Genomic DNA, 18,933 nt, shown 5'->3' on the forward strand with positions numbered 1-18,933 from the left:
ACGTTCGTTCAGTACCCGGCGAGCAGGGAGGGCCGGCAGATGAGCCGCCCCGACGTCCCCGACCTCGTCACCGCGTACAGCAAGCACGCCATCGCCGTGATGCTCGTCCTGACGCTGGTCGTCGGGGCCGGGGTCCCGGCGATGGAGCAATCGACCTCCCTCGAACAGTACCAGGGCGGCACGACCGAGGGCGACGCGCTGGACTACCTCGACGCGAACTTCTCGGGGGGCGAAGGGAACACGACGGTCGCACAGATCGTCGTCCGAGACGACGACGTGCTCGCGAAGGACAGCCTCGTCGAGACGCTCTCGTACCAGCAGGCCCTGCGCGCGAACGAGACGGTCGACGAGAGCGTCGGCGAGGACGGTATCCGGAGCGTCGCGAACGTCGTCGCCACGACCGCCATCGCCGAGGAGCGCGCGGCCGACCTGCAGGACCGCCAGCACGAGGTGAACGAGACGAACACCGCGCTTCAGGAAGCACTCGCCGGACTCGAAGCGAACCCCAACGCCAGCGCGAGCGCCGCGTTCGCGGACGTCCGGGCGAACAGTTCGGTGACCCTCTCGGCGGCGGACGAGCAGACCTTCGAGAACGCGACCCGGCAGCTCCGCACCGCCGAGAACGAGAGCCAGCGACAGGCGGCCTACCGCCTCGGGACGCAGGGCGTCCTCGCCGAGGAGTACGAGGACCTGGAGGACGACCGGGAGGTGCTCGAATCGGGTATCGACCCGACGCTCGCCGCCCAGCAGGCCCAGCTCGAATCGATGAACGAGAGTGCGGTCGACGACGTGGTGTCGCGGGTCCTCGGGGGCGAGGGCGGTGGGAACGGTCAGAGTGGCGAGGGCGACGACGGTCCGGAAGCGGTCAGCGGCCCGGGAACCGCCCGGATGCTCCGGTTCATGCCGGCGGAGTACGAGCCGGGAAGCACGGAGGCGAACGCGACGCTGGTGCTCGTGACCCAGCAGACCGACGCCGCGTCCTTCGCACCCGGTGACGCCCCGGAGGCGGTCATCGACGCCGAGCTGGCGATGCAGGACCTCGCGGCGTCGCAGGACAGCGAGCTGACCTACCTCGTCTTCGGGAGCGGCATCGTCGCCGACGAGATCTCGGCCTCGATGAGCGACAGCATCGCCATCGTCGGGCCGCTGGCGTTCGCGTTCGTGCTGGTCGTGCTCGCCATCGCCTACCGCGACCTGCTCGACGTGGTGCTCGGGCTGGCCGGCGTCGTCACCGTGCTCGTCTGGACGTTCGGCGTGATGGGCTGGACCGGCATCGCGTTCAACCAGATGTTCATCATGATACTGGTGTTGCTCATCGGCCTCTCCATCGACTACGCCATCCACGTCGTGATGCGCTACCGCGAGGAGCGGGATGCCGACACCAGCCCGCTCGCCGCGATGCGGACCAGCCTCGCGACGGTCGGGGGCGCACTCGTCCTCGTGACGACGACCACGGTCGTCGGCTTCCTCTCGAACCTCACCAGCCCCATCGGGACCTTTCGAACGGTCGGCGTGGTCGCCGCGGTCGGCATCGGCTCGGCGCTGCTCGTCTTCGGCGTGCTCGTGCCCGCGGTGAAGCTCGAACTCGACGCCTGGCTCGAATCGCGGGGGTGGAACCGCCAGCTCCCCGCCTTCGGCACCGGCGGCGGCCGCTTCACCGAGGCTCTCCGCGTCGGCGAGGCGGCTGCCCGCAGGGCACCGGCGGCCATCCTCGTCGTGGCCCTCCTCCTCACCGCGGCCGGGGCCTACGGCGGGACGCAGGTCGGCACGAGCTTCAGCCAGGAGGACTTCCTCGCGGACGACCCGAGCGAGTGGATGCAGGACCTGCCCGACCCGCTCGCGCCCGGCGACTACCAGGCCCAGGAGGCGATGTCGGTGCTGAACGACCGCTTCGTCCGCGAGGACTCGCAGGCCCAGATACTCGTCACCGACGACGTGACCGACCCGGCCACCCTCGACCGGTTGCACGCGGCCACCGACGCCGCCGCGGAGAAGGACACCACGAGCCGGCTCTCGAACGGCGAGGCGGCCATCGACAGCCCCGTCGCCACGTTCGAGCGCGTCGCCGCCGAGAACGAGTCGTTCGCGGCGACCCTCGCCGCCGCCGACACCGACGACGACGGCGTCCCCGAGGAGAACGTCACCCGCGTCTACGACGACCTGTACGCGGCCGCACCCGACCAGGCCGGCGAGACCGTCTACCGGAGCGATTCCGGCGAGTACGAGGCGCTCAGGCTGGTCGTCTCGGTCGACGGCGGTGCCGACGGCGAGACGGTGCTGGAGGAGATGCGCGACGTGGCCAGCATCGTCGACGGGGACGGCGACGGCGACGACGGGTCCGAGGCGGTCGCGACCGGGCAGGTCATCGTCGACCAGCTCACGCAGGAACAGCTCCTGACGACCGTCCTCCGGGGGCTCGTCATCTCGCTCGTGGTCGTGACCGTCATCCTGATGCTCGCGTACCGGGTCACCGAGGGGAGCGCCTCACTCGGGGCGGTCACGGTGCTCCCGGTCGTGTTCACGCTGGCGTGGATACTCGGGACGATGCACCTGCTCGACATCTCGTTCAACGTCGTCACCGGGCTGATCACCAGCCTGACCATCGGGATGGGCGTGGACTACAGCGTCCACGTCAGCGAGCGCTACAACCACGAACTGGCCGAACTCGGGTCGGCGTGGGACGCGCTGGCGGCCGCGGTCACGGGGACCGGTGGTGCACTGGCGAGCAGCGCCGCGACGACGGCCGGCGGGTTCGGCGTCCTCACGGTCGCCATCCTGCCGTTCCTCCAGCAGTTCGGGCTCATCACGGCGCTGACAATCGCATACGCCTTCGTCGCCAGCGTGGTCGTGCTCCCGAGCCTGCTCGTGCTCTGGACGCGGTTCGCCCACCCCGAGACGCTCGGCGTCGATGACGAAGAGCCCGGACGGTCCGACCCCGCGGAATCCGCGGTGGCGACCGGGCTGGAGACGGTCGCCGACGAACCTGCCGACGACGGCGAACTCGCCAGCCCCACTGCGACGCGCACCCTCGAACAGACCCACGTCCGGCCGGGACAGACGCTCCGGGTCCACCTCGCGGTCGAAGGTGGGGACGGCCGGCTCGTCCTCCGCGACCGCGCGGTCGGGACCGAGACCGGTCTGGTCGAGGTCTCCCCCGAACCAGCGCAGGCGATGGCCACCGACGGCGTCGTGTTCGTGGCCTGGGACGGCGACGCGGGTGAGGACCGGCGCTGCACCTACGAGACGACCATCCCCCAGAACGCGACAGACGGCGATACCGCCCGGTTCGCCGGAACGGTCGAGACGGCCGCCAGCGAGACGCGCGTCGCGGGCGAGGACAGCGTCCAGGTCGTCGCGGACCTGTTCGAGCGCGTGGTGTCCCAGGGCTACGCGACCGACGCGGACCTCGCGGTCGCCGCGACCGCGTTCGAGCAGGGGGAACTCACCGCGGCGCAGTTCGAGCGACTCACCCGGGCCTGGCTCCGGGTCGAGGACGGAACGGCCGAGAGACCGGCGGTCGGGCGGCTTCCGGCGTCGGCCGACTGAGTCGGCCTCGACGCTGCAGATTCTCGTCGAGGAGCCGGCTCGCCAAGTCGCGGGCGCGTTCGTAGCCGAAGTTCCCTCGCAAAACCCGATTTCGTATCGTCGTATGCAGTTTATCGTGGTAGATGCGTGGATTCCAGTAAACCGGTCGAATCTGGGAGCAAGACGCCTCTGGAGTTCCCTCTCGATGGAATCCAGCTGGACTGGTCCTGCACCGCGGTCGGGGTCAGTTCGGGTCGGTGGTTCCTGGCCAGCCTGAGGAGTACGGCAGTCTCCCGGCGCCACGAGATCGACTAACGCACCGACGCTGGAGTGGAGTGTCGTCGTGCCCGGCGAAACCCAGCAACGTTACTGGAGCCCGGTTTCCAGCACTGCAACCCCCACAGTATCGCTCCCAATCTGTGGTGGTCCCGCGTGCCCGCGACCTCGGCGAATTTGGGCCGGTTCCACCCGAAACCACGCCACTCGCAGACCCTACGTCGACTCCGAGGACTCCCCGGGACGCTCGAGGTCGCCCCACGAACGCACACTCCCCGGGGAGATCCGGATGAGCGGCCGGTTCTCGAGGGCGTGTTCGGTGTACTGCTCGTACTTCTCCCGGAGCGCGACGACGCCAGCACTGTGGGAATCGTCGTCGGGCGCACAGTGGCTCGCCGTCCCGCGAACCTGCACCCAGCCGAGTCTGCCCCAGTCCTCGGTGTAGTGGTCGACGACCAGGGTGACGTACGGGTTCTCGCTGATATCTCGACTCCGCCGGAGCGCACCCGGAGCGACACGCTGTGGTTTCTCGTCGATCGGCGTCACGACGGTTCCGTCGACGAGGGCGAAGCACACCGGAATCGCACTGGGGCGACCCCTGGCGTCGGCGGTCGCCAGCCGACCGACCCGCGCCGTCTCGAGGTACCGGCGTTCGGCCTCCTGGAACATACCGTGACGAAGGCAGCAGAGCCAGAAAGAGGTTCGTCGGAGCGAAGGTGCGCGAGGGCTGGTTCCGAAGGCTGGTGAAGACAGTGCGCCGAAACGGTTTCCGACCGGTTCTGCCAGCTCAGACACCCAGTTCCGGTTCGAGAGCGGCGAGGGCGCTTCGAATCGGTGGGTGCCTCGGTTCACCCCGACCCACGCCATGAATCCCATTCCACTATACAGAATCGGGTCGAGTCGTGACGAGCCTCGCTGCGAAGCGGTGCTCGGCGGCAGGTATCGGCTGGCGAGAGCGGAGAACCAAAGTTCAGCGGTCGGGACCAGCCCGGTCGCCTGCCCGTCTGGCCCGGCGACTCGACAGCTCGACCATATCGACACGGGTGCAGAGAGAGAGACAGTAGTTACTGTCGTCCGCAGCCGGACTCTCTTCTGTGGAGAGAGTCGGGGAACAATTGCCGAGTGGCGCGAGAAGACGTGTTCGTGTTGTGGGGCTTACGGGAGCGACCGGGACGACAGCACCCCGGCCAGCCGCGTAGCCGTCGCCTCGCCCGCCAGCTCCCGGAGCACGTCGAGTTCCTGTTGCAGGGTCTCGTCGCCGAGCGCGGTCATCTCGGACTCGAAGTGGTCGGTGAACGTGGCGAAGCGCTGGCGGTACTCGCTGGAGACGGTGAGCGGGTCGGACTGGCGCTCCCACTTCCCGAGGTCCTCACCGGGGACCTCGATACCCTCGGCGGGCGGGTCGCCACCGGACTCGCGCTCGGCGACCATCCAGTTCTTCAGCAGGTCGGCGTAGCGGGTGAGGAGGACGGCCTTGCGGACACCGGAGTTGGCGAAGTACTCCGGGTCGCTGGCCGGGAACTCGATGGTCGTCTCGGTCTGGCCCGCCTTGCCGGTGCGGTCCTCCCAGCTGGCACGGAGGCGAAGTTGGCCCGACCCGCCGTTCCCTGTTCGCGTCACCTTCACGAGCACGACCCCGCCCTTCGTCTTGCCCTCGGAGGTGGGTGAGGCGAACAGCGTGTTCACCTGCATGAGCTGACCGGTGGCCTCCTCGGCGGCGCTCGACCCATAGACCTTCTCGATGTCGTACCCCTCGGCGTCGAGTTCGAGCGAGAGGTCGAAGACCAGCGGCGTGACCATGTACTCGAAGCCGTCGGTGACGCGCTCTTCGAACTGCTTCGCCGAGTGGACCGAGTAGTAGTTCGCGCCGCGGACGCTGGTGATCTGGTCGACGATGTCGGAGTTGAAGTCGACGCCGATGCCGACGAAGGTGCTGTGGACGTTGTTCTCGGCCTCGCGCGCGAGACGGTCTTCGAGGCTGTCCGCGCTGGTGTCGCCGATGTTCGGCATCGCGTCCGTGAGGACGATCATCCGGTTCTCGTAGGTCGTCTGGTCGGCGTCGCGGTACTCCTCGAGCAGCCCCGAGGCGGCGTCGAGGCCGGCCGAGAGGTGGGTGCCACCGGTGGCCTCGATGTCCTCGCGGATGTGCCCCCGGATGGCGTCCATGTCGGTCCGTTCGACGGGGTTCATCGGCTTCGCGACCGCGGCCTCGCTGTTGTAGAGGACGACGCCGAAGCGGTCGCCCGGGCGGAGTTGCTTCGTCAGGCTGGCGAGGGCGTCCTTCGCGACCGCGATCTTCGAGCGGTCGCCCGCGTCCTCGACCTCCTGCCTGTTGCCGTACTGGTCGTAGTAGTACTGGCTGAAGGGCGACCCCATCGACCCGGAGATGTCGAGGACGACGACGAGGTTCAGGCGCTTGCGGTCGAAGTCTTCGGCGTCGAGGCCGGAGTTCAGCCCGACCGAGAGGTAGCGCTCGGTCTCGCCGGAGAGCGGGTCGGCGGTGACCGCCGGCGAGTAGGAGGGACAGAACAGCGACTCGCACGATTTCTTCGAACCGGTGTCGAAGTAGTAGTCGTAGAACAGCCCCTCGTAGGAGAGGTCCGAGGGGATGGGGAGGTAGTCCTCCTCGATGTTCTGGCGGAAGTTGTTCACGTCCTTCGCGCCGCCGGCAGAGAGGCCGACGGAGGTGCTCGCGGTGGTCTGGGTCGCCATGGCGGTACTCCCTCCGCCGGCGCCGCCCGAGGCGTTGGAACTGCCGCCACTGTCGCCCTGGTGCTGGCTCGGGTCGTACTGCCAGTCGTCGACGAGCTCGCCGGGTGGGGCAGTCGTCGGCAGGTCGTCGTCGCCGTCGGTTCGCGGGCTCGTGCCGGGGAGGACCTGCGAGCAGCCGGCGAGACCGGTGGCTGCCGCGGTCGTCGCGAGCGAGAGGAACGCTCTGCGGTTTCGCGGGGACATAGGCGTACAGAGGCGAAGCAGCCACATTACGTGTGGGCTAGCTGAAACGAGACTTTCACCGTGGCGCGGCGAAACGCCCCACTTTTGTCGGGGCTGACCCTTCGACCGGGTATGGAAGACCTCGATCCGGAGACCTTCGAGGAGGAGAAGTACGTGGAGTACTTCCCACGCCTCCAGCAGGCGTACAAGAACGCGTTCAACACGCTCAACGAGAAGTACGACTCACAACTCATCCACGGCATCGACCAGCAGGTGCTCAACGAGTCCGAGCCGCACTACGAGGGCGACGGCGAGTTCACCATCGAGTTGCCCGACGAACCCTACGACCGGCTCACGGGGGTCGTCGTCGCCGAGGAGAAGTTCGACGCCATCCTCTCGGAGTACACCGACGAGATAGAGTCGGAACTCCGGCGCGTCTTCAACATCCGCTGACGCCGGGGGTCGACCCGTCGGTCAGAAGTCCCGGCCGGTGGCCTCCTCCGCGACCTCTTCGACGCCCTCGGAGAGCGCCTCTTCGGTGCCGCCCTCCATGTACCCCTCCAGCATCTCCATCAGTACGTTGAGTAGTCCCATAGTTACAGGCAGATTGACGCCCGCCCGCTTAAGTGTTCGGTGGGCGTGAACGTCCCGCATACCGGGGAGAACAGCCGTGTCTGCGGTGGGTTCGACCGACGGAGCCGCGAATCCGACCCGGTGCGCAAGGTTTAGGGACGGTGACTCCCAAGCCCTATCCATGAGTACCGACGCTCAGAAGGGCGACGACCTCGAGGAACGCGTCACGAACTTCCTCCGTCGCAACTTCCCACAGATCCAGATGCACGGGGGCAGTGCGGCCATCCAGGACCTCGACCGCGAGTCGGGCGAGGTCACCATCCTGCTCGGTGGTGCCTGTTCCGGCTGTGGCATCTCCCCGATGACCATCCAGGCGATCAAGTCCCGCATGGTCAAGGAGATACCCGAGATCAACGAGGTCCACGCCGAGACCGGTATGGGCGGCGAGGGCGGCCAGGGCGGCAGCGGTGGCGGCATGTCCCCCTCGTTCCCCGGTGAGACGGTCGACGACGACGGCGAGGACGACGAAGGCCCGCAGGCCCCGTTCTGAGAAGTTCACTTCCGTTTTCATCTGCTCAGGGAAAACAACAGTACTTAGTCTCCGGTCCCCCCGAGCACCAGTATGGAACGCACCGACACGGCCGGCCAGAACGTCCTCTTCGTCGTCATGGACACGGTGCGCAAGGACCACCTGTCCGTCTACGGGTACGACCGCCCGACGACGCCGGGGCTGGAGGCGTTCGCCGAGGAGGCAGCCGTCTACGAGCAGGCAGTCGCGCCCGCGCCGTGGACGCTGCCGGTTCACGCCTCGCTGTTCACCGGCCTGTACCCGAGTCAGCACGGTGCCAGCCAGGAGAACCCGTACCTAGAGGGGGCGACGACGCTCGCCCAGACGCTCTCGGACACCCACCGGAGCGCGTGTTACTCCTCGAACGCCTGGATCACCCCGTACACCCACCTGACCGACGGCTTCGACGACCAGGACAACTTCTTCGAAGTCATGCCCGGCGACTTCCTCTCCGGGCCGATGGCGAAGGCCTGGAAGACGATGAACGACAACGAGAAGCTCCGCAAGATCGCGGACTGGCTCGTCTCCGTCGGCAACAAGGCCCACGAGTACCTCGCCTCCGGCGAGGGGGCCGACTCGAAGACCCCGCAGGTCATCGACCAGACGCAGGACTTCATCGACTCCGCGGACGACAACTGGTTCCAGTTCATCAACCTGATGGACGCACACCTGCCGTACCACCCGCCCGAGGAGTACCGCGAGGAGTTCGCACCCGGCGCGGACCCCCAGGAGGTCTGCCAGAACTCCAAGGAGTACAACTGCGGCGCCCGCGACATCGACGACGACGAGTGGGCGGACATCCAGGGCCTCTACGACGCCGAGATCCGGCACATCGACGCCGAACTCCAGCGGCTGTTCGACTGGATGCAGGCCGAGGGGCACTGGGAGGACACCCTCGTCGTGGTCTGTGCGGACCACGGCGAACTGTTCGGCGAGCACGACCTGTACGGCCACGAGTTCTGTATCTACGACCCGCTCGTGAACGTCCCGTGTATGGTCAAGCACCCGGACCTCGAACCCGGGCGCTACGACCAGCAGCTCGAACTCGTCGACCTCTACCACACCGTGCTGGACCACGCGGGCGTCGAGTCCGGTGACGCGCAGGCGGTCGACCTCGACCCCTCGCGCTCGCTGCTCTCGGACTCCCACCGCGAGGGCGTCGTCCCGCCCCGGACCGACGCCGACGACGTCGACTTCGGCGAGTACGCCTTCGTGGAGTACTACCGGCCGGTCGTCGAACTCAAGCAGCTCGAGCAGAAGGCCAGCAACGCCGGCATCACGCTCGACACCGACTCGCGGTTCTACTCGCGGATGCGCGCCGCCCGTCGCCTCGACGGGAAGTACATCCGGAACGAGCGCATCACCGACGAGTTCTACCGGCTCGACGAGGACCCCGGCGAGACCGACGACCGCATCGCGGCCGACGACCCCGTCAAGGAGGAGGTCGAGGCGACCCTCTCCGAGTTCGAGGACCTCGTCGGCGGCGAGTGGAAGGAGGTCGACGACGACGACGTCCTCGGCGACATGAGCGACGACGCGAAAGACAGACTCCAGGACCTCGGGTACATCGAGTAACGTGACGGGACAGAAGGGCGGGTCCTTCGCGGAGATGTTCGGCCGCCAGACCCTCGTGAAGATGGGCGTGGGCTTCGTCATCGCCCTCGTCCTGGTCTACCTGCTCGGCACCGTCGTCGGGTGGGAGAAGACCATCGCAGAGCTGCGGGAAGCAGACCCGACGTGGATCGCGCTCGGCTGTCTCTCGACCCTGCTCTGCCTGATGATGTGGGGTCGCGCCTGGCAGATCGTCCTCGGCGTGGGCGGCATCGAGGTGCCGTACCACAAGCTCGTCGTGACGTACTTCGCGGCGACGTTCGCCAACTACGTCACGCCACTGGGGCAGGCCGGCGGCGAGCCCTTCATCGCGTACGTCCTCTCGCGGGACACCGACGCCGACTACGAGCAGAGCCTCGCGAGCGTCGTCACCGCCGACCTGTTGAACCTGCTGCCGTTCTTCAACTTCGCGGCGGTCGGGGTCGCCTACCTCGTGTTACAGACCTCCTTCGGGGGGTCGGACACCGTCGACAACCTCGTCCTCGGCCTCGGCGCGCTCGCCGTGGGCGTCCCGGCCGTCGTCTGGGCCGGCTGGCGCCACCGGACCGGCGTCGAGGAGGCGGTCGTCCGCATCGTCAGACCGCTCTCGCGGCTCACCAGCCGCATCAGCGCGGACGGTATCCGCCACCGCATCGAGCGGTTCTACACGGCCATCGAGCGCATCACGGCCGAGCCCCAGGCACTGGCGCGGGCGCTCGGCTACTCCTACCTCGGCTGGTTCCTCTTCACCATCCCGATGTACACCGCGGTCCGGGCGACCGGGGCGGACATGAACGCCATCCTCGTCTTCTTCATCGTGCCCGCCTCGACCATCGCGGGACTGGTCCCGACGCCCGGCGGCCTCGGCGCGGTCGAGGGCGCGCTCACCGTGTTGCTCTCGCAGGTCGGCGGGCTCCCGACCAGCAGTTCGCTCGCCGTCGCGACGCTCTACCGCGTCGAGAGCTACCTGTTCGCGCTCCTCGTGGGTGGCATCGCGGCGCTGTGGGTGACGATCCGCGCCTGAGAAAAGACGTCCGGCGCGGCGTCAGGCCGGCCGCAGCCCGCGCCCGTCCTCCCACGCCCGGAGCAGCCGGGTCACCGTCTCACAGACGGGGACCGAGACGTGTGCGTCCGGAATCTCGTCGGCCTGCTCGACCACGTAGCCGGTGATGGCGTCGACCTCGGTTCGCTTCCCGTCGTGGACGTCCTGGCGCATCGAGGAGGTGTTCATCGCGGTGGCCGTGGCGACCGACTCGACCGCCGCGACCGCCGTCCGGTTCGACAGCGACACGTCGTGGCCGCGGGCGACCCGGGCTGTCTCCCTGGCCGCGGTCGTCGCCAGCTCGTGGGCCTCGCCCGACAGCAGGTCCCCGTTGTCCACGTCGGCGAGGGCGGTCACCGTGTTGATGCCCGCGTTCACCGCGAGCTTCTGCCAGAGCCGGCGGGGCATGTCGGCCGTGAGTTCGGCGACGAGGCCACCGTCGGTGAAGGCCGTCTCGAGGGCGGCGTCGAGGGGGCCCTCGCCGCCCTCGTGGGGGCCGAAGACGACCTCGCCGACGCCGGTGCATTCGACCGTGCCGGCCTCGCGGAGGACCGCGCCGTAGGTGACCGTCCCGGCGTACACCGGGCAGTCGAGGTGTGCGGCGAGCGTCGCCTCGTTGCCCATGCCGTTCTGGAACGAGCAGACGGCGTCGAGGTCGCAGTCGGCGAGGTCCCGGGCCGCGGCCGCGGTGTCGAACGCCTTCACCGTCACGATGGCGAGGTCGGCCCCCTCGCAGTCGTGGACGTCCGTGGTGGCCCCCACGTCGACCGTGAACGCGTCGTCGGGCGTGACGACCCGGAGTCCCGACTCGCGGACCGCGGCGACGTGGGACTCGCGGCCGACGAGCGTCACGTCGTGGCCGTGGTGGCCGAGGAGCCCGCCGACGAGGCTCCCCAGGCTCCCCGCCCCGTAGATACAGATTCGCATATCCGCCCCTGCGCGGGGCGGCGGCAAAAACAGCTAGTCTTCCGTCCAGTAGTAGATGTCCTCCTTGCTGGTGCCACAGCTCGGGCACTCGTCCGGGATGTCGCTGTCCAGGCGGCCCATCTCGCCACACTCCCAGCAGCGCCACATCAGTTCGCCCTCGCCGAACTCGTGGCCCGCGCGGATGTGCTCGATGCTCATCCCCTCGAGGCCCTCGTCGGCGGTGACGTAGAACCCGTGTTCGTCGAAGCCGCGGATGGTCCCGACCTTCGTGCCGTCCTCTGTGTAGATGTCGGTGCCGAACCGGAGCTTCGTCTGCTGGCTCTCGCTCATACTGTGGTAAACGGTCGCAAGGGGCTTAAAACAGTGTGCTAACACGGGGCAAGGACACCGCATGCCAGCGGTCCCGGGAGCGTCGTGACGGTTTCCCGAAACGAAGCCATTCAGGGCCGGATGACCGGGTTGACGTACACCTCGTACACGAGCCAGGCCGCGACCATGACGAACCCGAGGACCGCCGCCACGTCTGTCCCGTACCTGACGAACGCCGAGAACACCACGAGCGCGATGCCGACGAGGGTGACCAGCCCCGTGAGCGCGGGGACGATGGGGTTCGGTCGGCCGTCGCCCCGCGGGTTCGGGTCCGACCCCGGCGTGGACTCGATGACGAAGTCGAACCCCTCGACGCCGAGTCGCTCGGCGGTGTACTTCCGCTTCAGGATGCGCCACCGGTTGACGAGCGCGCTTGAGCCGTGGACGTAGACGATGAGGTACTGGTGCTGGCTGGCGTACGCCTGGAGCGACCGCGAGAGTCGCAGCAGGTCGCCCTTCGAGAACTCGTGGACGAACTTGACGCCGATGACGCCGTTGACGATGACGTCGCAGGTGTCCCGGCCGTTGCGCGTCTCGACCACGTCGCGCTCCCACATCGTCTCGACGTCGTCGTTGAGTCCCCGGTCGAGGTCGGTCCGGAGTTTGGTGGCGTAGGTCCGGTTCTGTGACTCCGGGGGCTCCCACTGGTCGACCAGCGACCGGACCTCGGCGTACTTCGCGGCCGGCCCCTCCAGTTCCTCCTCGTCCTCGAAGACCTCCTCCGCGGTGCCGCGCCACCACAGGAGGAGCGCCAGCAACGACCGGAGCCGTCCCGGGCCGGCGTCGCCGCCGGCAGCCTCCCGTGCGTCGTCGGTCGCGGTGTCGGTATCGGACGCCTCGCTGGCGGCGGTCGCCGCCTCGTACTGCTGCACCGCCGACTTCGCCTGCTCCAGCGCCTCCTGCTCGACGGCCTCGCTCAGTGCGTCACGGACCTCGTCGTCCGCCATCGCCGCCGCGAGCGCGTCGCGGGCCTCCTCGTCGTCGACGGCCCCCGTGATGGCGTCGATGAGCTTCTCGTCATCCATCGGCTCCGTCACCACCGAGCGCCTCGACCGAGGCCGATAGCGAGCCGTCCGGCCCGGCCGTGAGGCTGACGTCGTGGTCGAAGAGCCGCCTGAGCGTCCGGACGTCGCGGTCGTCGTGCCGGCTCTCGTCCAGCGTCAGGACCGCGGTCGCCCCGGCGTTCCGGAGCCGGGTCGTCAGGATGTGGACGAACCGGTACACCATCTGGACGTCCTCGGCCGCGAGCAGGTCCGAGAGGGAGTCGACGCCGACGATGACGGGGGCTCCCTCGCCGCCCGCGAGGCCGTCCACGAGCGAGAGCGCCCCCTCGCCGAGGTCGGGGACCCCGGGTGACGGCGGCGTCGGCCGGTAGTGGACGCCATCGGGGAAGTCGACCTGCGCCCCCTCGCCCTCGAGTGCGCCGACGAACCCGACCGGGTCCACCCCCGCGGCGAGCAGGCGGTCACAGGCCGCCTTCGAGGCCTCGACGTCCGCGCCGGTCGTCACGAAGACGGCCCCGCTCGCCGTCGGTGCCCGGCAGCAGAACTCGAGCAACATCGCTCGCTGGGCGCGAGCCGTCCCGCCGGTGAGGAGGACGACCCTCCCCGCCCGGAGGAAGGAGAGGTTCATCGAATCGGTCAGCGTGTCGTAGTGCTGGTCGGAGATCGTCATGTGGTGTCGTCGTGGTAGCGTCGTGCGCTCGCCCGCCGGGCTCACCCGCGGAACAGCATCGCGACCTCGTCGGTCTCCATCGCGTCGAGCGCCGCCGTGAGTTCGCCGTCGAGTGCTGCGAGTTCGTCCTTCAACTGCTGGTACTCCTCGCTCTCCGCGAGTGCCGCCGGGTCCTTGTACGCCTCCAGCGTCGCCGCCTTCGCCGCGAGCGCGAAGTGGCGCTGGAACCGCTCGTCGTAGTCCGCCCGGCGGAGCAGCCGGTCGACGAGGTCGCGCAACCCGTCCCGGCCGGCGGGCTTGACGAGGTAGTCGTCGAAGCCGAGTTCGAGCACGTCGAAGTCCGGCTCGACCGCGGTGACCATCGCGACGCGGCAGTCGTACGCCGCCTCGCGGATCGCCCCGAGCACCTCGTCGCCCGACTGCCCGGGCATCCGGCGGTCGAGCAGGACCACGTCCACGGTCTCGTCGAGCAGGTCGAACGTCTCGGCGCCACTGTAGGCGGTGCGAACGTCGTAGTCGGAATCGAGGAACGCGGTGTGCAGGTCCGCGATCTCCGGTTCGTCGTCGACGATGAGCACCGTGGGTCTGGATTCGCGTTTCATGATGACTGGACCCCTGCCCGGGACACGCCCGCGTCCACCGATGACTGTCCCACGACAGATTGCTATAGAGAGGTATCTCCCGGGTACGAAAATATAGTTTATCGCCGTTTACGGCACTACTATCAACTATTAATAACTTCTGAGAGGAATTAAATCCGCATCGACACGGGGATTTCCAGTGGGTATCTCCGCCACCACGACAGAACATATTCGCATCGTGGTAGGTGAGAGCCAGTCGCGAACGACTACATGAAGTCCGCGATACCCGACTGCTTGTTCTTGTCGTTCTCGAAGATGGAGTTCAACGCCTTCTCCAGTTTCTCGAGACGCTGTTTCGTGTAGTCCCGGCAGCCGAAGTCGTCGGCGACGTTGATGGCCGTCTGCATGTACTTGTTCACCGACCCCTGGTGGACCGTGAGGTTCACCCGGCCGCCACACTCCCGGCAGTCGCCCGTGAGGGGCATCCGCCGGTACTTCTCGCCGCAGTCCAGACACCGCGTCTCCTGTCGCGAGAACGCCCGCAGGTTCCCGATGAGGTCCGGCAGGAAGTGCCCCTCGATGATGCGCTCTGCCACGTCGGTCTCGTCGACCGACCGGAGCTTCCGGGAGAGGAGGAGCTGGGCGTCCATCTTGTCCTGCATCGACCCGAGCGTCTTGTACGCCGACAGCGACGGCCCCAGATGGATGTTCGTCGTGTCGTGGGTGTGCGCGAACTCGGTGTACTCGCGGTCCGTTCCGAGGGTCTCCTCGGCGATCTTCATGATGTCCTCGACGTCGTCCGGGTCGACCATCTCCCGGGTCGCCTCGTAGAACTCGCGGGGGTACTCCCACATGATGTCCATGTTGTGCGCCTCGTCGTCGATCTCCGAGGGGTCGATGCGGCTGGACATGACGAGCGGGGCGTCCATCTTCCCGCCGCGCTTGTCCGGGAGGAAGGACTTGCTGAAGTTCAACAGGCCGTCGAGCAGGAGCATGACGCAGTCTTCGTCGCCGTCGCACTGCGCCGCCGCGATGCCATTCGCGAACAGCGAGTGGGTATCGGTGACCGTGAGACAGTAGACGTGTTCGGTCTCAGTGGACACCGGTTCGACCGATTCGACAGTATCGAGTTCGGTGAGACCTCCGTCGGTGGCGAGTGCTTCCGCATTGGCCACCTCCGGCGTGTCGTTCGTGATGATGAGCGACTCGCCACCATCCAAATTTCTCGCCTCGACGCGGGTGACGCGACCAGACTCCCAGCAGAGAACCTCGTGGTCGGGTGTCACCGTCAACTCTCTACCGTGTTGGGTCTCGATGTGCACCATGTGGTCGGGCGCGACGTGCTTCGACACAGCCTCGACCGACTTCCTGACGACGTTGCCCTCATCATCGACACTCGGGACGAACACGTCGCCGTCGAGTTCCTGCACGAGCGTCCCGAAGTCGTCCTCCTCGGCTGTCTCGGGGTCCAGTCGCTCCTCGACAAAGCTCTGAATCTCGTCGTAGTGTGTCTCGCCGGATTCGTCCTCGAACCAGACCTTGGTCTCGGGATGGAAGCAGTTCCGGCGCTTCGCCGCGTGGAAGTACGGATGCGCGTACCCGACGGCCGCACTCGTGAACCCGACGACCCGACCGACGGTCGCGGCGGACGTGTGGGGGGCCATCCCGAAGACGAGTTCCCCGATCAACTCCTCGCGGTCGTCCATCTCGTAGAAGGGTTCGACGCCGTAGTAGGATTCGAGCAGGTCGTCGACGAAGTCGGCGGTCTTGAGCATGTGCTCGGCGGCGCCGTCGGAGAGGACGATGTCCTGCACCTTGAGCTCGACCAGCTGGTCGTCGTGCTGGAGAGGTTCGCCGTGGATGTCCTCCTCGTAGCCGAGGCCGCGGAACTGGTCGGCGGTGGCGTCGAGTTCGACGGGGCGGACCGACGTGACGGGCAGGTCGGTCATGTCGTAGCGGACGGTGCCGTCCTTGAACGACGAGACGCCGTGTTTCGCCCGGAGGACGCCCTTCTCCATCGGTTCGGGGGTCTTGTGCCGCGAGGAGAGGCCCTTGACGCCCTTGAGTATCTGGAAGGCGTTCTCGCGCTCGCCGACCGCGTCGAGGGCGTCCCAGTACTCGGCCTTGATGTCTATCTCGGTGGTGTCGACGCTGGTGCCGTCGCGCTCGCAGCGGTCGCAGTAGACGCGGCCGGCCTCGTCGGGTTCGAGTTCCTGCTCGCAGTCGGGACACCAGTAGTAGGGTTCGGTCCGGCCGTCGCACTCGGGGCAGCGGACCTTGAACGAGTGCTCGCCGCACTGGGTGCACTCGCGGTCGCCGACCCGTGCCTCGATGACGCCGGGGGTCGAGCGCATGTCGGGGGCGTGTTTGGCTGCCTCGGCGACCGAGCGCTGGCTCCCGCCGGCCTCGCCGACGGGGAACAGGGTGTGGACCGCGGGCGAGAGGTCGCGCGACTCGGACTTCTCGGGGCGGCCCATCCGGGTCCCGATGCGGGTCGGGGCGCGCTCCTGGATCTCGAAGGGGGCGACCTCGTCGACCGCCTTGACGGCGTTCTCGCCGTCGTCCCACTGGCGGGCCTCGGGGGAGAGGTCGTCCAGCGTCCAGGTTCGCTCGAGGTCGCGGGTGAGGCCGAGGCTGCGGACGAAGGGGACCCAGTCGCGCACGAGGAGTTCGTCGTCGGTCTGGGTGTGCTGGAGCAGGATGTGCTCGGCGGCCTCGCGGACCGGCTCGGAACGCGGGATGTGCAGGGTGCCGTCCTCGACGAAGCCTCCGGCGACCGCGTCGGCGAGGGCGGCGAACTGCTCGACGCCGATGTCGTGCCAGAGGTAGGTGTACTTCGGGTGCAGCGGCGCGTCGTAGGTGGTCGCCCAGTCGAGCGCCTCCTCGGCGCTGGGGTCGGCGAGGTCGACGTGCGGGGAGTCCTGGAGCGCCTGGACGTTGCACTCGGTGGCTTCGAGGTCCTGGCGCCACCACTCGACCGTGTAGGAGGCGGGGGCGAGAGGGTGGTTGTTCTCGACGAACTCGCCGAAGTTCACGAGGTACTCGCCGGCGTCGAGTATCTTCTCCACACCGTTGCGGACCTCCAGGGCCTCCTCGGGGTCGTCGATGCGACGCACGTCGCCGTTGGCGAGGCGGACCGTCGGCCCCTCGATGCTGTCGACCGGGACGACACCCGCGGCCTTCCCGGGGCGTTCGGTCTTGATCTGGGTGCCGGTCGCGAGGAAGTCGTCGACGAGGTGCATCGTCGCGGGGTGGACGCCCGCGGTCGCGAAGCCGTGGTTGCGCGAGCGGCCGTACCGGAGGCGGAACCCGCCGGAGGCGCAGGGGTGGCCGAAGACGGGGCGGCCCGCGATGAGGTCGCGCAGGTACTTCGTGGCGGGGTCGACGCGGGGCGGGCCGGCGGGACCGGCCGAGTCCGGTTCCTCGCCATCGGCGTCGTGGTCGGCCTCGTCGCCGTCAGCGTCCGCATCCTCGCCCTCGGTGTCGTCTGCGTCCGCCCCGTCGTCGCCCTTGTCGTAGTAGGTCCCGTCGATGAGGTCCTGGAGCCACGGCCAGTCGACCTCCTCTAAGTTCTTCGTGTAGCGCTGGATCTTCGGGGCCTTGAGCGCGATACCCTCGGCGAGGACGAGACACATGCCACCGCGGGCGGAGTTCGTGTCCACGCGTTCGAGGTCGCGGTAGCCGGAGACCTCCTCGTCGCCGGTGGCCTCCCCGTCGAGCATGATGGGCATGTGCTCGGCGATGAACTTCGTCTCCTTGTCCTTCGGCGAGTACTGGAGGCCCGTCTCCTTGTCGTAGAGGCCGATCTCCTCGGCGTAGCGCTCGACCTCCTCGGTGCGAGCCTTGTACTCGTCGACGTCGAGCAGGGCCCGGGCGTAGTCGGCGACGAGGACGGAGAGCGCCTGGGCGGTCCCACCCGCAGAGCGGATGGGGCCGGCGTAGTAGACGTTGACGAACTCGGTGCCGTCGTCGTTCTGGAGCAACTCGACGCGGTCGATGCCCTCGATGGGAGCCGCGACGACCCCCTCGGTGAGCAGGGCGACGGCGGTCCGGACCGCCCCTTCGATCTTCCCCTCGCGGGTCTCGTAGTCACCGACCTCGCCCTCGACGAAGTCCGTGACGAGTTCGAGCGCCGCCTCCTCGCGGCTCATCTCGCCCTCGAGTTCGCGGACGCGTTCGGCGACGCCGTCGATGCCGAGGATGTTCTCGACGCGGTCCGCCATGTCGCGGGCGGTCGGAATCTCGACCTCGGGTTCGGGGTCGCCGCCGCGGCCCTTGGCGCGTTCGGCGAGCTCGAAGGCCTCGTCGAGGCGGGATTCGATCCGTTCGAAGTACCGCTCGTCTGCCTCCCGCATCCTAGAGCCAGAGGTCGAGGTCAGTGGTCTCGTCGTGCTCGCGCACGAGCGGCTCCTCGAACTCGCGGACGTACATCTCGCCGGCCCAGACGGTCGCGGCGTCGAGGTGGCCGGCCAGGGCCTGCCCGCTCGGTCGCGAGAGGACGACGTGCGTGTGGGCGAACGGTTCCCCGTCGAGGTCGGCGACGTTGCCGACGCAGGCTGCGACCTCCAGCGGTTCGTCGAAGGTCACGGCGTCGTACTCCTGTCGGTCCTGGTCGTAGAACCAGACCTCGGCGTCCTGGACCGCACCGAGGCCCGTGAACCACGCGGCCTCGAGGTCCTCCCGGGCGGCCAGGTCTTCGAGTTGCGCGCGCCAGTCGCCCCCCGTCTCGAGCCGAACGACGAACTCCCGCGAGGTCGCGACTTCCCGGTAGTGCATACCCATCTGAAAGAGGGTCTGTGGGAAAAAAGTAGTGTCCTCGGCCGGGTGGGCCGAGAGCCGGAGCGGCGGTTTCTCTGGAGCCCCCGGGAACGAGC

The 18,933-nt window shown here is 68.2% G+C and carries 14 protein-coding genes; 5 read left to right on the plus strand and 9 right to left on the minus strand.

Translation table 11 applies throughout. The annotated features are described in order from the left end of the window. The first annotated feature begins 39 nt into the window (after positions 1-39). Complete coding sequence (locus NOV86_RS10150) at positions 40-3,546, plus strand: efflux RND transporter permease subunit (RefSeq protein ID WP_267641263.1); 3,507 nt, start codon at positions 40-42, stop codon at positions 3,544-3,546. A gap of 471 nt (positions 3,547-4,017) precedes the next feature. Here the strand turns inward: NOV86_RS10150 and NOV86_RS10155 are convergent, their stop codons facing one another. Both NOV86_RS10155 and NOV86_RS10160 read right to left on the minus strand, forming a co-directional pair. Continuing rightward, a complete protein-coding gene (locus NOV86_RS10155; protein WP_267641265.1) occupies positions 4,018-4,470 on the minus strand; it encodes a TIGR03668 family PPOX class F420-dependent oxidoreductase in 453 nt (150 codons plus the stop codon). 486 nt (positions 4,471-4,956) lie between these two features. Then, complete coding sequence (locus tag NOV86_RS10160; RefSeq protein ID WP_267641267.1) at positions 4,957-6,756, minus strand: vWA domain-containing protein; 1,800 nt, start codon at positions 6,754-6,756, stop codon at positions 4,957-4,959. A 111-nt stretch (positions 6,757-6,867) separates the two neighbouring features. Here NOV86_RS10160 and NOV86_RS10165 point away from each other — a divergent pair, with 111 nt between their 5' ends. The 4 genes from NOV86_RS10165 (at position 6,868) to NOV86_RS10180 (ending at position 10,490) form a co-directional block, all read left to right on the plus strand. Then, a complete protein-coding gene (locus tag NOV86_RS10165) occupies positions 6,868-7,188 on the plus strand; it encodes a DUF5783 family protein (RefSeq protein WP_267641269.1) in 321 nt (106 codons plus the stop codon). Positions 7,189-7,489: 301 nt separating this feature from the next. Further along, positions 7,490-7,858 carry a NifU family protein gene (locus tag NOV86_RS10170; RefSeq protein WP_267641270.1) on the plus strand — a complete coding sequence of 123 codons (369 nt, stop codon included), beginning with the start codon at positions 7,490-7,492 and terminating at the stop codon, positions 7,856-7,858. Positions 7,859-7,930: 72 nt separating this feature from the next. Beyond that, the gene (locus NOV86_RS10175) at positions 7,931-9,451 is read left to right on the plus strand and encodes a sulfatase family protein (protein ID WP_267641271.1); all 1,521 of its coding nucleotides are present in this window, start codon (positions 7,931-7,933) and stop codon (positions 9,449-9,451) included. 1 nt (position 9,452) lies between these two features. After that, positions 9,453-10,490: a lysylphosphatidylglycerol synthase transmembrane domain-containing protein gene (locus tag NOV86_RS10180; RefSeq protein WP_267641272.1), complete on the plus strand. Its 1,038-nt coding sequence runs from the start codon at positions 9,453-9,455 to the stop codon at positions 10,488-10,490. 21 nt (positions 10,491-10,511) lie between these two features. On the opposite strand, the gene NOV86_RS10185 is transcribed toward NOV86_RS10180, so the two are convergent. From NOV86_RS10185 to NOV86_RS10215, 7 genes are all read right to left on the minus strand, one after another. Then, positions 10,512-11,435, minus strand: coding sequence for a ketopantoate reductase family protein (locus NOV86_RS10185; RefSeq protein WP_267641273.1), 924 nt, complete (start codon positions 11,433-11,435; stop codon positions 10,512-10,514). A gap of 33 nt (positions 11,436-11,468) precedes the next feature. Next, entirely contained in the window at positions 11,469-11,765 is a 297-nt protein-coding gene (locus NOV86_RS10190; RefSeq protein ID WP_267641274.1) for a DUF7130 family rubredoxin-like protein, read from the minus strand. Positions 11,766-11,875: 110 nt separating this feature from the next. Further along, positions 11,876-12,829, minus strand: coding sequence for a hypothetical protein (locus tag NOV86_RS10195; RefSeq protein ID WP_267641275.1), 954 nt, complete (start codon positions 12,827-12,829; stop codon positions 11,876-11,878). Beyond that, positions 12,822-13,478 (minus strand): DUF7504 family protein, encoded by a 657-nt coding sequence (locus NOV86_RS10200; protein ID WP_267641276.1) that lies wholly within the window; start codon positions 13,476-13,478, stop codon positions 12,822-12,824. Before NOV86_RS10200 ends, NOV86_RS10195 begins: the two co-directional genes overlap by 8 nt. 41 nt (positions 13,479-13,519) lie before the next feature. After that, positions 13,520-14,080 carry a response regulator gene (locus NOV86_RS10205; protein ID WP_267641277.1) on the minus strand — a complete coding sequence of 187 codons (561 nt, stop codon included), beginning with the start codon at positions 14,078-14,080 and terminating at the stop codon, positions 13,520-13,522. Between the two features lie 245 nt (positions 14,081-14,325). Then, positions 14,326-18,414 carry a DNA-directed DNA polymerase II large subunit gene (locus tag NOV86_RS10210; RefSeq protein WP_267641278.1) on the minus strand — a complete coding sequence of 1,363 codons (4,089 nt, stop codon included), beginning with the start codon at positions 18,412-18,414 and terminating at the stop codon, positions 14,326-14,328. A 1-nt stretch (position 18,415) separates the two neighbouring features. Continuing rightward, positions 18,416-18,835, minus strand: coding sequence for a PPC domain-containing DNA-binding protein (locus NOV86_RS10215; RefSeq protein WP_267641279.1), 420 nt, complete (start codon positions 18,833-18,835; stop codon positions 18,416-18,418). Positions 18,836-18,933 lie beyond the last annotated feature (98 nt).

The sequence above is a fragment of the Haloarchaeobius amylolyticus genome, assembly GCF_026616195.1.
GTDB classification, from domain to species: Archaea; Halobacteriota; Halobacteria; order Halobacteriales; family Natrialbaceae; genus Haloarchaeobius; species Haloarchaeobius amylolyticus.